The sequence below is a fragment of the Chitinasiproducens palmae genome, assembly GCF_900095735.1.
GTDB lineage: Bacteria > Pseudomonadota > Gammaproteobacteria > Burkholderiales > Burkholderiaceae > Chitinasiproducens > Chitinasiproducens palmae.
This window is the reverse complement of record NZ_FNLO01000003.1, coordinates 84,285-97,998: the sequence shown is the minus strand read 5'-3', so window position 1 is coordinate 97,998 and position 13,714 is coordinate 84,285. Positions and strand designations below refer to the sequence as shown.

General features: G+C 68.2%; 10 protein-coding genes. 8 read left to right on the top strand and 2 right to left on the bottom strand.

Translation table 11 applies throughout. The features are described 5' to 3' along the window. Position 1 precedes the first annotated feature (1 nt). Positions 2 to 1,678 (bottom strand): glycosyltransferase family 39 protein, encoded by a 1,677-nt coding sequence (locus tag BLU54_RS06295; protein ID WP_091906178.1) that lies wholly within the window; start codon positions 1,676 to 1,678, stop codon positions 2 to 4. A gap of 78 nt (positions 1,679 to 1,756) precedes the next feature. Continuing rightward, positions 1,757 to 2,137: an Mth938-like domain-containing protein gene (locus tag BLU54_RS06290; protein WP_091906177.1), complete on the bottom strand. Its 381-nt coding sequence runs from the start codon at positions 2,135 to 2,137 to the stop codon at positions 1,757 to 1,759. Between the two features lie 280 nt (positions 2,138 to 2,417). Here BLU54_RS06290 and BLU54_RS06285 point away from each other — a divergent pair, with 280 nt between their 5' ends. The 8 genes from BLU54_RS06285 (at position 2,418) to BLU54_RS06250 (ending at position 13,656) form a co-directional block, all read left to right on the top strand. Next, positions 2,418 to 3,677, top strand: coding sequence for a pyridoxal phosphate-dependent aminotransferase (locus BLU54_RS06285; RefSeq protein WP_091906174.1), 1,260 nt, complete (start codon positions 2,418 to 2,420; stop codon positions 3,675 to 3,677). A 260-nt stretch (positions 3,678 to 3,937) separates the two neighbouring features. Continuing rightward, positions 3,938 to 5,281, top strand: a complete 1,344-nt coding sequence (locus tag BLU54_RS06280; RefSeq protein ID WP_091906646.1) for a homoserine dehydrogenase — start codon at positions 3,938 to 3,940, stop codon at positions 5,279 to 5,281. A 49-nt stretch (positions 5,282 to 5,330) separates the two neighbouring features. Next, on the top strand, positions 5,331 to 6,818 hold the full coding sequence (gene thrC / locus BLU54_RS06275; RefSeq protein ID WP_091906172.1) for a threonine synthase: 1,488 nt from the start codon (positions 5,331 to 5,333) through the stop codon (positions 6,816 to 6,818). A gap of 838 nt (positions 6,819 to 7,656) precedes the next feature. Further along, positions 7,657 to 8,859, top strand: a complete 1,203-nt coding sequence (locus tag BLU54_RS06270) for a molybdopterin molybdotransferase MoeA (protein WP_091906169.1) — start codon at positions 7,657 to 7,659, stop codon at positions 8,857 to 8,859. Between the two features lie 11 nt (positions 8,860 to 8,870). Further along, positions 8,871 to 9,128, top strand: a complete 258-nt coding sequence (moaD, locus tag BLU54_RS06265; RefSeq protein ID WP_091906166.1) for a molybdopterin converting factor subunit 1 — start codon at positions 8,871 to 8,873, stop codon at positions 9,126 to 9,128. Between the two features lie 2 nt (positions 9,129 to 9,130). Beyond that, positions 9,131 to 9,682 (top strand): molybdopterin synthase catalytic subunit MoaE, encoded by a 552-nt coding sequence (gene moaE / locus BLU54_RS06260; protein ID WP_091906164.1) that lies wholly within the window; start codon positions 9,131 to 9,133, stop codon positions 9,680 to 9,682. A 189-nt stretch (positions 9,683 to 9,871) separates the two neighbouring features. After that, positions 9,872 to 12,469: an ATP-dependent chaperone ClpB gene (clpB, locus tag BLU54_RS06255; protein ID WP_091906162.1), complete on the top strand. Its 2,598-nt coding sequence runs from the start codon at positions 9,872 to 9,874 to the stop codon at positions 12,467 to 12,469. 473 nt (positions 12,470 to 12,942) lie between these two features. Then, positions 12,943 to 13,656 (top strand): YbhB/YbcL family Raf kinase inhibitor-like protein, encoded by a 714-nt coding sequence (locus BLU54_RS06250; RefSeq protein WP_091906160.1) that lies wholly within the window; start codon positions 12,943 to 12,945, stop codon positions 13,654 to 13,656. Positions 13,657 to 13,714: the final 58 nt, after the last annotated feature.

The following is a 13,714-nucleotide window of genomic DNA, read 5'->3' as shown; positions in this document are numbered from 1 at the left end:
GTCAGTGCCGCGCCACGATCACGCGCCGGCTGTCGCGCGCGACGACGCGCATCGGCACGCCGGCGGCGCTCATCTGGTCGAACAGGTAGGGCGGCAGCAACGCCATGCCCTGCGGCAGCGCCCGCCAGCGCGCCACCCAGGCGTCGATGGTCGGCAGCCACTTCTGCGGTTCCTGACGCACGCCGAATGCCAGTTCGTCGGGGTGCTGCACCATCGTCATCGTGCGGCCGAGATAGAACGGCATCGTGTGATCCAGCACGTTGACCGAATAGAACGGCACGTCGGGCGGCATCGTCGCCAGCGTGGCGCGCACCGGCGCCACGAGGTCGACGCCGGCGCTTTGCCGTCCGAAGATTTCATGCGCGTTGCCGGCCACGCTGACCAGCACGAACCAGGTGGCGCCATAGACGAAGATCGCGCGCCGCGGCGGCTCCTGCGGATTGCGCCGTGCAATGAGCGCGGCCAGGCCGAGGCCCGCCAGACCGATCGCCAGTGCGACATAGACCCAGGCCTGGTAGCTGCGATACAGCGCGTTCGGCGTGCGCGCGTCGCCCATGCCGGCCAGGAACATCGCCGCGAACATGCCCACCACCAGCACCAGCGCGTAGACCGCCAGGTGACGCTTCCATTGCGTGCGCGTCATCATCGGCAGGAACAGCCCGAGCAACAGCGCGATCGACGGCGCGACCGGCAGCACGTAGGAAATCAGCTTCGATTTCGAAATGCTGAAGAACAGGAAGATGAAGACCGTCCAGACGATCAGCAGCAGCACCGGCGAGAAGCGGTTGGCCTGGCGCGGCATCGCCAGCGCCTGCCGCAGGCTTTGCGGCACGATCGACAACCACGGCAGGAACCCGACCAACAGCACCGGCACGAAGAACCACGGCGCGCCGGTGCGATGGTGCTCGGTGGTCAGGAAGCGCCTGAAGTGTTCGTTGATGAAGAAGAAGTCGAAGAACTCGGGGTTGGCGTGCTGGACCGCGATGAACCAGGGCGCGGTGACCAGCAGAAAGACCAGCAGACCGCTGAACAGGTAGAGCCGCCGCCACACCGCGCCGTCGCGCGCCACCAGCGAATAGATGACCAGCACGGCGCCGGGCAGAACCAGTCCGATCAGTCCCTTGCTGAGCACTGCCAGACCCATCGACGCCCAGCACAGCCACATCCAGCCCCGCGCCGCCCGATCGCTCAGTCCCGGACGCTGGCCCAGCAGGAGCGTCGCAAGCGTCACCGTCATCATGAACGCCAGGCCCATGTCGAGGGTGTTGAAGTGCCCCATCAGGTTCCAGTAGGGCGACGTCGCAAGGATCAACGCGGCGGCCAGCCCGGAGAGCGGGTTGAACACGCGCGCGCCGGCGAAGCCGACCACCAGCACGCCGCCGAAGCCGCACAGCGCGGTGTACAGCCGCGCCTGCCAGTCGCCGATGCCGAAGGCGGCGAAGGTCGCCGCGTTCAGCCAGGTCTGCAGCGGCGGCTTCTCGAAATACTTGTAGCCGTTGTAGCGAGGCGTGAGCCAGTCGCCGCTCAGCAGCATCTCGCGCGCCATCTCGGCGTAGCGTCCTTCGTCGCTGGCGATCAGGTGACGAATATTGAGTTGCGCGAACCAGAGCAGGGCGAACAGCGCGATCAGAAGGAGAAGCGCGCCGCGCGACAACAAGGGCCGGGTGTCCTGTCTCATGAGCCGGTGGGGGTAGATAGGTCGACGAACGGTTGTGGGCCGACAAGCCAGGAGCGGCGAGCCGGCGCGGGCCGCATTCTACCGTGCCGACTCGATCAATAGCGCGAGTGCGACGCGGCGTCCCTCGCCCATCAGGATGTTGTAGGTCCGGCAGGCGGCGCCGGAGTCCATCGCCTCGACGCCGATGCGGCGCGCCGCCAGTGCGGCAACCAGCCGCGGATGCACGAAACGCTGCCGCCGGCCGGTACCGAGCAGCACCACTTCGGGCGCCAGTTCCGCCAGTGCCTCGAAGCTGGCCTCGCTGAGCGTCTCGAACGCGTCGACCTGCCACGCGCGCACCGGCGCGTCGGGCGTCACGATCACGCTGTGCGTGAAGCGCACCTTGTTCACGTCGACATGGTCGTCGTCGTAGGCGGTCACGGTGTTCAGGGACGGGTCGCTGTCCGGGTGCAGTTTCAAGGGCAGTCTCGGCGGGCAGGGTTGAGGAACAGGGCCGGGGGCGGCAGCGGACAACAGCGCACGGCAACGGACGGCCGGCGTCGGCCGCGCGCCACGAGGGCGGCGCCGTGTCGCATTTGGTTTGCCGGGAGGCGGCGAAATCCGCTAAATTATAGCCTTTCGCCTGGCTTCTCCCGCAGCCCGGCGCGTCACGACGAGCCGGCAGTGGCCCGCTTGATGCGCCGGGCTGCCGCCGCTGCGTCCACCGTGGCCTCGCCTGTGCCCGCCTTCCGCCCGGTCGATGCCCGCCCACCCCTCGCTCCGCTGGCCTGCCGTGAAACCCGTCCTCAAATCCCAGAAGCTCGCGAACGTCTGCTACGACATCCGCGGTCCCGTGCTCGACGAAGCCAAGCGGCTCGAAGAGGAAGGGCATCGCATCATCAAGCTGAACATCGGCAATCTCGCGCCGTTCGGCTTCGACGCGCCGGACGAGATCGTCCAGGACATGATCCGCAACCTGCCTGCCTCGTCCGGCTATTCGGATTCGAAGGGCGTGTTCTCGGCGCGCAAGGCGATCATGCACTACACGCAGCAAAAGAATGTTGCGGGCGTGACGATCGACGACATCTATCTGGGCAACGGTGCGTCCGAACTGATCGTGATGGCGATGCAGGCGCTGCTCAACAGCGGCGACGAAGTCCTGGTGCCGGCGCCGGATTATCCGCTGTGGACGGCCGCGATCAGCCTTTCCGGCGGCACGCCGGTGCACTACCTGTGCGACGAGGGCAACGGCTGGCTGCCGGATCTGGACGACATTCGCGCGAAGATCACGCCGAACACGCGGGCGCTGGTGGTGATCAACCCGAACAATCCGACCGGCGCGCTGTATCCGGACGACCTGCTGCGCGAGATGGTGGCGATCGCGCGCGAGCACGGCCTGATCCTGTTTGCCGACGAGATCTACGACAAGATCGTCTATGACGGTCTGAAGCACACGTCGCTGGCGGCGCTGTCCGAGGACGTGCTGACCGTCACCTTCAACGGCCTGTCGAAGAGCTACCGTTCGTGCGGCTTCCGCGCCGGCTGGATGGTGGTGTCCGGCGACAAGCGGCCGGCGCAGGACTACATCGAGGGGCTCAACATCCTCGCGACGATGCGGCTGTGCGCGAACGTGCCGGGCCAGTACGCGATCCAGACCGCGCTGGGCGGCTACCAGAGCATCGACGATCTGATCCTGCCGGGCGGCCGTCTCTACAAGCAGCGTGAACTGGCGCACGAGATGCTGACGGCGATTCCGGGCGTGAGCTGCGTGAAGGCGAAGGCCGCGCTCTACCTGTTCCCGAAGCTCGACCCGGCCGTCTATCCGATTGCCGACGACCAGCGCTTCATCCAGGAGCTGCTGTCCCAGGAAAAGGTGCTGCTGGTGCAGGGCAGCGGCTTCAACTGGCCGCATCCGGACCACTTCCGCGTCGTGTTCCTGCCGAACGTGGACGATCTGCGCATCGCGATCGAACGCATTGCGCGCTTCCTGGACGGCTACCGCAAGCGACACACGGCCTGATGCGACCGGCTGGCCGCGTTGGCCGGCCAGCCGGTCGCGCGGGCAACGCGGGCAACGCGGGCAACGCGGGCAACGCGGGCAACGCGGGCAACGCGGCCGGACCGTCGCGGTCCGTTACGCCAGCCGGTCGGGCGGCCGCCACGTTGGCCGGCCGTCCGGCCGCTCCGGCGCCGCGGGACAGTTTCGCCGATATCCGCCACCCAGGCCGCCCGGCCACCGATTTCCACCTCCGCTTCAACTATCTGGCACTCACTCACCGAATGGACGCGATCAAAGTTGGCCTGCTTGGCTTCGGCACCGTCGGCGGCGGCACGTACACCGTGCTCGCGCGCAATCAGGAAGAAATCAGCCGCCGGGCCGGCCGTGGCATCGCGATTACACGGATTGCCGTGCGCAACCCGGCGCGCGCGGCCACGCGCAAGGCCGAGCTCGACGGTGCGCTCGGCGCGGCGCCCGGCTGGGACGTGCGCATTGGCGAGGATCTGCGTGAACTGGTCGACGATCCGTCGCTCGACATCGTGGTCGAGACCATCGGCGGCACCACGGTGGCGCGCGACCTCGTGTTGCGCGCGATCGGCAACGGCAAGCACGTAGTGACGGCCAACAAGGCGCTGCTCGCGGTCCACGGCACCGAGATCTTCCAGGCAGCCAGCGAGCGCGGCGTGATGGTCGCGTTCGAGGCGGCGGTGGCCGGCGGGATCCCGATCATCAAGGCGTTGCGCGAAGGCTTGTCGGCAAACCGCATCAACTGGATCGCCGGCATCATCAACGGCACGACCAACTACATCCTGTCGGAAATGCGCGATCGCGGCGTGGACTTCGCCAGCGCGCTGGCCGACGCGCAGCGTCTCGGCTATGCGGAAGCCGACCCGACCTTCGACATCGACGGCGTCGACGCGGCCCACAAGGTCGCGCTGATGAGCGCGCTGGCGTTCGGGGTGCCGGTGCAGTTCGAGCGTGCCCACGTCGAGGGCATCCGTCATCTGGAAGCGGTCGACATCCGCTACGCCGAGGAACTCGGCTATCGGATCAAGCTGCTGGGTTTGACGCGCCGCACGCCGGCCGGCATCGAACTGCGCGTCCATCCGACGCTGGTGCCGGCGGCCCGGCTGCTGGCCAATGTCGAGGGAGCGATGAACGCGGTGGCGGTGTCGGCCGACGCGGTCGGCATGACCGTCTACTACGGCAAGGGCGCGGGCGCGGAACCCACCGCCTCGGCAGTGGTCGCCGACCTGGTCGACGTCACCCGGCTGCACACCGCGGATCCGGAGCAGCGCGTGCCGCACCTGGCGTTCCAGGCCGATCGTCTGAGCGACACGCCGATCCTGCCGATCGGGGACGTGCGCAGCAGCTACTACCTGCGCATGCGGGTCGCCGACGAAACCGGTGTGCTGGCCCACATCACGCGCCTGCTGGCGGACGCCGACATCTCGATCGACGCGTTGCTGCAGAAGGCTTCCCGCGAGGGCGAGGGCGCCACCGACCTGATACTGCTGACGCACCTGACGCGCGAGGCGGCGGCGGACCAAGCCATCGCCGCGATCGAGGCGCTGCCGACCGTGGTGTCGAAGGTGACGCGCCTGCGCATGGAAAGCCTGGATTGAACCGGCGCGCGCGGCAGGGGCCGCGCGTGCGCTCTGAGGAATTGCAGAAGTGAAATACGTCTCGACCCGTGGCGCGGCAGCCGGCCAGCCGCATTCGTTCCTGGACATCCTCCTTGGCGGCCTGGCGCCCGACGGCGGCCTGTTCATGCCGCTCGACTACCCGCGCATCACGGCCGACGAGCTGCGACATTTCCGCACCCTCGATTATGCTGCGCTCGCCTGCGAGATTCTGGCCAAGTTCGCCGACGACATCGATCGCGACACGCTGGCGGCACTGACGCGGCGGACCTACACCGCCGAGGTGTACCGTCACACGCGCCGCGCGGGTCCGGCCAGCGACATCACGCCGCTCAGCACGCTCGGCAGCGAGGGCGGCACCACGCTGTCGCTGCTGGAACTGTCGAACGGACCGACGCTCGCCTTCAAGGACATGGCGATGCAACTGCTCGGCAACCTGTTCGAGCATGCGCTGGCGCGCGACCACGCGACGCTCAACATCGTCGGCGCCACGTCGGGAGACACCGGCAGCGCGGCCGAATACGCGATGCGCGGCAAGCGTGGCGTGCGCGTGTTCATGCTCTCGCCGCACAACAAGATGAGCGCGTTCCAGCGCGCCCAGATGTACAGCCTGGACGATCCGAACATCTTCAACCTGGCGGTGCAGGGCGTGTTCGACGACTGCCAGGACATCGTCAAGGCGATTTCCAACGACGCGGCGTTCAAGGCGCGTCACCGCGTCGGTACGGTCAATTCGATCAATTGGGCGCGAGTGGTCGCGCAGGTGGTCTATTACTTCAAGGGCTACCTTGCCGCGTTCGACGACGCCGCGTGGCAGGCGCACGCCGAGGCGCCGCTCGAGGCGATGCCGAAGGTCTCGTTCACCGTGCCGTCCGGCAATTTCGGCAACGTCTGCGCTGGCCACATCGCACGCATGATGGGACTGCCGATCGCGCGCCTGGTGGTCGCGACCAACGAGAACGACGTGCTCGACGAGTTCTTCCGCACTGGCGCCTACCGCGTGCGCAGCGCGGCGGAAACGCGCCAGACCACCAGCCCCAGCATGGACATCTCGAAGGCGTCGAACTTTGAACGCTTCGTCTTCGATCTGTTCGAGCGGGACAGTGCCCGGGTGGCAGGCGCGTTCGAGGCCGTCGCGTCGCAGGGCGGCTTCGACCTCGGCGGCACGCCGGAATTCGACGCGATCAAGCACTACGGCTTCGTTTCCGGCCGCAGCAATCACGCAGACCGGATCGCCACGATCCGCGACGTCGATGCCCGTTACCGCACCACGATCGACACACATACCGCCGACGGCGTCTGCGTGGCCCGGCGGTATCTGGAGCCGGGCGTGCCGATGATCGTGCTGGAGACGGCGCAGCCGGTGAAGTTCGGCGAAACGATCCGCGAGGCACTGGGTCATGAACCGGATCGCCCCGCGGATTTCGTCGGCATCGAGGCGTTGCCGCAGCACGTGACGGTCGTGCCGGCCGAGGCCGAGCGGGTGAAGGCATTCGTGGCCGAACACTCGGCCGACTGACGGCGGCGCCCGCCACCACCGCATCGCCGCTCGCGCTCAGCGCCGAGGGCCATGCGAGCGGCACCGCGAGGTCAATGCGATCGGCAACGCGGTCGGCAATGCGGTCGGCAATGCGGCCCGGCTTGCCAGGTCGCGATTCGATGTCCTGCTTCGATGCCATCGTCCGGTGCCATCGTCCGGTGCCATCGTCCGGTGCCATCGTTCCGCCACAGTCGGCCATCCTGCGCCTCGGCGCGCTGTGCGTGCCCCGTGCGCTGTTTCACTTTCACAGCGGTCCCGACGCCCGCTCCAACGCAACGCCACGCAACGCAGCGCGCGCCCGCCTGCGCCGCGACCGCCACGCGGTGCGCGGCCGGCCGTGCCTCGCTAGAATAGGCGGGTTGCACGGCGCAGCGCTTGGCCGGCGCCGCCCGTGCCGGGTAGCAGGTCTGCCCGTGACCGCTCCGGCCCAATCCGACCCGAGCCGGAGCGCGGGCCTGGCGAAACGTCGGACCGGCACGGCCAGGCTTCGTCGGGCGCGTCCAGCCTCGCTTTGCGTCGGGTCGTTCGGGCAGGCGTGTGCCTTGGCCGCCGGCGCCGTCGACCTCGCTCGCGCGTCGCGTCGGGCGTGCCGGCCAGGCACGGGCCGACAGTGTGTGCCTGTAACGTGTGCCGATAGCGTGAGTTGTCGCGAATCTCCCGGCCGCGTGCACCCGCTTCGTCGTGCCGCCTGCCGCTGTTCCGGTTCATTCCTTCTTGCCATCACTTCCCGGCACCGCTTCTCGTTAGCGTCTTTCATTACCGCTTTTCACCACCGCTTATCATTACCCTCTCGCCCATGACCGCTTCCGCTTCCCCGATGCTTACCGTCGACGCCGCGCTCGAGGCCTTGCTGGCCGGCGCCCGCCCGCCCGAAGCCGTCGAGCACGTGCGCCTTGAGGAAGCGGATGGCCGCATCCTTGCGGAGGATGTGCAGGCCGGCTTCGATGTACCGGGTGACGACCGCAGCGCGATGGACGGCTATGCGGTGCGCGCCGCGGAAATCGCGCCGGGCCGCCGTCTGCCGGTCAGCCAGCGCATTGCGGCCGGCGGCACCACGCAGCCACTCGCGCCTGGCAGCTGCGCGCGCATCTTTACCGGCGCGCCGCTGCCACTGGGCGCGGATGCCGTGATCATGCAGGAGGAAGCGCAGGCCGACGCGGCCGGCGTCGCGTTCGAACGCGCGCCCGCCCCGGACGAATGGGTGATCCGGCGGGGCGCCGACATCGCGGCCGGCCACACGGTGCTGCGCGCTGGCAGCCGTCTGACCCCGCAGGCGCTCGGGCTGGCCGCCTCGCTGGGGCATGCCACGCTGCCCGTGCGGCCGCGACTGCGCGTGGCGCTCTTCTCGACCGGCGACGAATTGCGCTCGCCGGGCGAGCCGTTGGTGCCAGGCGCGATCTACAACTCGAATCGCTACGTGCTGGCCGCGCTGCTGCGTCGGTTGGGTTGTGTGGTCGACGACCTCGGCATCGTCGAGGATGCGCTGGATGCCACCCGCGCGGCCCTGCGCCGCGGCCTGGCCGCCGACCTGGTGCTGACCTGCGGAGGCGTCTCGGTCGGCGAAGAGGATCACGTGAAGGCGGCGGTCGAGGCCGAAGGCCGGCTCGATCTGTGGCGCATCGCCGTCAAGCCGGGCAAGCCGCTCGCCTTTGGCCAGTTGAACGCCGCGCAAGGCGGCCGCGCGGCGCATTTCATCGGCTTGCCCGGCAATCCGGTGTCCGCGTTCGTGACTTTCCTGATCTTCGTGCGGCCGTTCCTGCTGAAGGCAATGGGCGCTACCGTGGTGACGCCGCGCACGCTGACCGTGCCGGCCGCGTTCGCCCACCGCGGCGACCGTCGGCGCGAATTCCTGCGCGCCCGGCTCGACGATCAAGGACGGGCGGTGATCCATGGCGATCAGCGCTCCGCCGTGCTGACCTCGACCGTGTGGGGCGACGGTCTGATCGACATGCCGTCGGGCGCGGCCATCGAGCCGGGCCAGCCGGTGCGCTTTCTGCCTTTTTCCGATCTGCTTGCCTGAAGGATGTTGCGATGTTGATTGAACTGCGATTCTTTGCCGCCTTGCGCGAAACCCTCGGCGTGGCGGCCGAGCGGGTCGAGGTGCCGGCCGAGGTTGCGACGGTCGGCGCGCTGCGCGACTGGCTGCGGGCGCGTGGCGGCGTCTGGGCCGACGCGCTCGACCTGTCGCGGCCGGTGCGCGCTGCGCGCAACCAGCGCGCGGGCCAGCCGGACACGCCGCTGGCCGATGGCGACGAGATCGCCTTCTTTCCGCCGGTCACCGGAGGCTGAGCATGGATCGTATCGTGGTGCAGGCGGCGGCCTTCGACGCCGGTGCCGAGATCGCGTCGCTGCGTGAGCACGATGCGTCGGTCGGCGCCGTCGCGGCCTTCGTCGGGCAGGTGCGAGACCTGAACGGTGCGCAGGGGGTGGACGTGCTCGAACTGGAGCACTATCCGGGCATGACCGAGGCGTCGCTGGCGGCAATCGTTGCCGATGCGCATGCACGCTGGTCGCTGCGCGGCGTCACCGTGATCCACCGGGTCGGTCCGCTGAAGCCCTGCGACCCGATCGTGCTGGTGGCGGTCGCCTCCGCGCACCGCGGCGAAGCGTTCCAGGCCTGCGAATTCGTGATGGACTTCCTCAAGACCGAGGCGCCGTTCTGGAAGAAGGAGACGGCCGACGGCGTGTCGCGCTGGGTCGAGGCGCGCGAGCGCGACGACATCGCGAAGCAGCGCTGGCAGGGCGCCGGTGCCGACGAAGCGACGCAGGACAAAGCGACGCACGACAAAGCGACGCACGACAAAGCGACCGAAGGCACGCGCGCAAGGCCACGCAGGGCCTGAGCGCGGCGGCACAGCGCGCGACCCACTGATGACCACCGCACCGCGAGCCGCACTGCAAGGGTCTGAAGGCGGCGCATAAAACCGCGCTGAGGACCGCAAGGCAGGGCGCGAGGCAAAACCCGCAATTTTTACCTTGAAATCGTCGCGGTCAGCCCTACCTCAGAGTCATTCGACCAGGAGGCTGTTCCGATGAGGATCGACAAGCTCACAACCAAGTTCCAGGAAGCGCTGGCCGACGCGCAAAGCCTTGCCGTCGGTCGCGACAATCAATATATCGAGCCGGTGCATCTGCTCGCGGCGCTGCTCGCCCAGGCGGACGGTTCGGTGCCGTCGCTGCTGTCGCGCGTGGGCGCGGCGTTGCAGCCGCTTTCGGCGGCCGTCGAGAAGGCCATCGCGCGTCTGCCGCAGGTCAGCGGCACCGACGGACAGGTGCAGATCGGCCGCGAACTGAGCGGTCTGCTGAACCAGGCCGACAAGGAAGCGCAGAAGCAGGGCGACAGCTTCATCGCCAGCGAGATGTTCCTGCTTGCCGCCTGCGACGACAAGGGCGAGGTCGGCCGCCTGCTGCGCGAGAACGGCGTGAACCGGCGTTCGCTGGAGACGGCGATTGCCGCCGTGCGCGGCGGTCAGAACGTCGGCTCGGCCGACGCGGAAAGCCAGCGCGAAGCCTTGAAGAAGTACACGGTCGATCTGACCGAACGCGCGCGCTCGAGCAAGCTCGATCCGGTGATCGGCCGGGACGACGAGATTCGCCGGACGATCCAGATCCTGCAGCGCCGCACGAAGAACAATCCGGTGCTGATCGGCGAGCCCGGCGTGGGCAAGACGGCCATCGTCGAAGGCCTGGCGCAGCGCATCATCAACGGCGAAGTGCCCGAAACGCTGAAGAACAAGCGCGTATTGTCGCTCGACATGGCGGCGCTGCTGGCCGGCGCGAAGTACCGGGGTGAATTCGAGGAGCGCCTGAAGTCGGTACTCAACGACATCGCCAAGGACGAAGGCCGCACGATCGTCTTCATCGACGAGCTGCACACGATGGTCGGGGCCGGCAAGGCCGAGGGTGCGATGGACGCCGGCAACATGCTCAAGCCGGCGCTTGCCCGCGGTGAGCTGCACTGCATCGGCGCCACCACGCTCGACGAATACCGCAAGTACATCGAGAAGGATGCCGCGCTCGAGCGTCGCTTCCAGAAGGTGCTGGTCGACGAGCCCAGCGTCGAGGCGACCATCGCGATCCTGCGCGGTCTGCAGGAAAAGTACGAAGTCCACCACGGCGTCGAGATCACCGATCCGGCGATCGTCGCCGCGGCGGAGTTGAGCCATCGGTACATCACCGACCGTTTCCTGCCGGACAAGGCGATCGACCTGATCGACGAGGCTGCGTCGCGGATCAAGATGGAAATCGACTCCAAGCCGGAGGAGATGGACCGTCTCGACCGCCGGCTGATCCAGCTCAAGATCGAGCGCGAGGCCGTCAAGAAGGAGAAGGACGAGGCATCGCAGAAACGGCTGGGCCTGATCGAGGAGGAAATCGAACGTCTCGGCAAGGAGTACGCCGACCTCGAGGAAATCTGGACCGCGGAAAAGGCGGCCGTGCAGGGCAGCGCGAACCTGAAGGAAGAAATCGATCGCGTGCGTGCCGACATCGGCATGCTGCAACGCGAAGGCCGGCTGGATCGGGTCGCCGAGCTGCAATACGGCAAGCTGCCGCAGTTGGAGGCGCGCCTGAAGGAAGTCACGCAGGCCGAAGCGAACGGCGGCACCGAAGGGGCGCGTCCGCGGCTGCTGCGCACCCAGGTGGGCGCGGAGGAAATCGCCGAGGTGGTGGCGCGCGCCACCGGCATCCCGGTCGCGCGGATGATGCAGGGCGAGCGTGAAAAGCTGCTGGAGATGGAAGCGCGTCTGCATGAGCGCGTGGTGGGGCAGGACGAGGCGATCAGTGCCGTGTCGGACGCGATCCGGCGTTCGCGCGCCGGCCTGGCCGATCCGAACCGGCCGTATGGTTCCTTCCTGTTCCTCGGCCCGACCGGCGTCGGCAAGACCGAGCTGTGCAAGGCGTTGGCGACTTTCCTGTTCGATTCGGAGGAGCATCTGATCCGCATCGACATGAGCGAGTTCATGGAGAAGCACAGCGTCGCGCGCCTGATCGGTGCGCCGCCGGGCTACGTCGGTTACGAGGAAGGGGGCTACCTGACCGAAGCCGTGCGTCGCAAACCGTACAGCGTGATCCTGCTCGACGAAATCGAGAAGGCGCATCCGGACGTGTTCAACGTGCTGCTGCAGGTGCTCGACGACGGGCGCATGACCGATGGACAGGGCCGCACGGTCGACTTCAAGAACACGGTGATCGTGATGACCTCGAACCTGGGCTCGCAGACCATCCAGGCGATGGTGGGCGAGGAGCAGGCGCTGGTGCGCGATGCGGTGTGGGCGGAAGTGAAGCAGCATTTCCGTCCGGAGTTCCTGAACCGGATCGACGACGTCGTGGTGTTCCATGCACTCGATCGCACGAACATCGAGGCGATCGCGAAGATCCAGTTGGGACGCTTGACCGAGCGCCTGGCCAAGCTCGACATGCAGTTGGACGTGTCCGATGCCGCGCTGGCGGAAATCGCCAAGGTGGGCTACGACCCGGTGTTCGGTGCGCGGCCGTTGAAGCGAGCGATCCAGCAGGAGATCGAAAATCCGGTGGCCAAGCTGATCCTGAATGGACGCTTTGCGCCGAAGGACGTGATCCCGGTCGACTGGCACGACGGCGCGTTCAGTTTCGACCGTGTCGTGCACTGAGACCCTGCTACCCTGCTGTCGCGTCGCGCGGGCCGCTTCGCCTGGATCAGGCCCGCCGGCGCGACGCATTCGAGATAAGCGTTGAGTGCTGCAAGACCGGTCCGGCATTTGCCGGGCCGGTTTTTTTTGCGCGTCGAATCTGCGAAACTGGCCGTCGAGGCATCCGCCGCTTGGCTGATGAAAACCCTGGCGATGTCAGGGAGTGCCGGCCGCGATTGGGACATGCCACCGCGCCTGGCGACGGGGCCACGGTGGCACGCGCTCTGGCCTAGGTCACGGCTTCGTGCTACCAATGGCGATTCGGACGGCGCGGTGGATCGTCGCCCCGGCCCGGCGCCCCGGATCGGCAGCCCGCGGATGTGGCCGCACGACGCTGCCCCAAGCCGCGGCGTGCGGCGAGTCGTTTGCCCGTTTCGGGATGCCGCGTCGGCCTGTCCCGCGTCCCGCCCCAGATTGCAGACCGGAAGCGAACCATGCGCCTGCCAGAGATTTTTCCACACGCCAGCCTGCCCGGCATCGACGGGCCGCGACGTCGTCGGATGCGTCGTCAGCGCGGCGTCGTGCCGGTTCGCCTGGCTGTCGGCTTGCTTGCGGTGCTCGCGTGCCTGACGAGCCCGCCCGCCGCGGCGCAACGCGCCAGCGGCGCCTCGGCGCCGGCCGCCGCGTCAATGCCACCGCCACCGCCGGCGACGTCGGTCCCGTCGTTCACGATTGTCACACCCGATGCACCGGCCGGTGCGATGCTGGGCCGAGCGCAGGCGAACCGCGCGCGCGACTGCGGCGGCGAGAACCTGTCGCCGGCGCTGAGCTGGCAGGGCACGCCCAACGGCGCGCGCAGCCTTGCGCTGCTGGTCTTCGATCCGGACGGCCAGCAGGGCGGTGGCGTTGTTCACTGGTTGCGTTACGGCATCCCGCCCGATGTACTGGGGTTCGAGCTTGGCACGGGCGAGCAGGGCGGCGGTTCGGTGCTGCCGGGCGCCGGTGGCCGCAACACTGCCGGTACCGACGTGTATGCTGGACCCTGCCCGCCGATGGGCGAGACGCCGCATCATTACGTGTTCCAGCTCTTCGCGCTTGATCTGGCGCCCGATGCGTTGCCGCCGGGCCTCGACCGCGCGGCGTTCATCGCTGCCAGCCGTGGGCACGTGGTCGGGTACACCAGCGTCGCGCGCCGTTATGCGCGCTAGCCGCCCGTCCTATTGGGCGGGCTAGCCGCGCGCCATGCGCGCAGTGACAGTCTTCGCG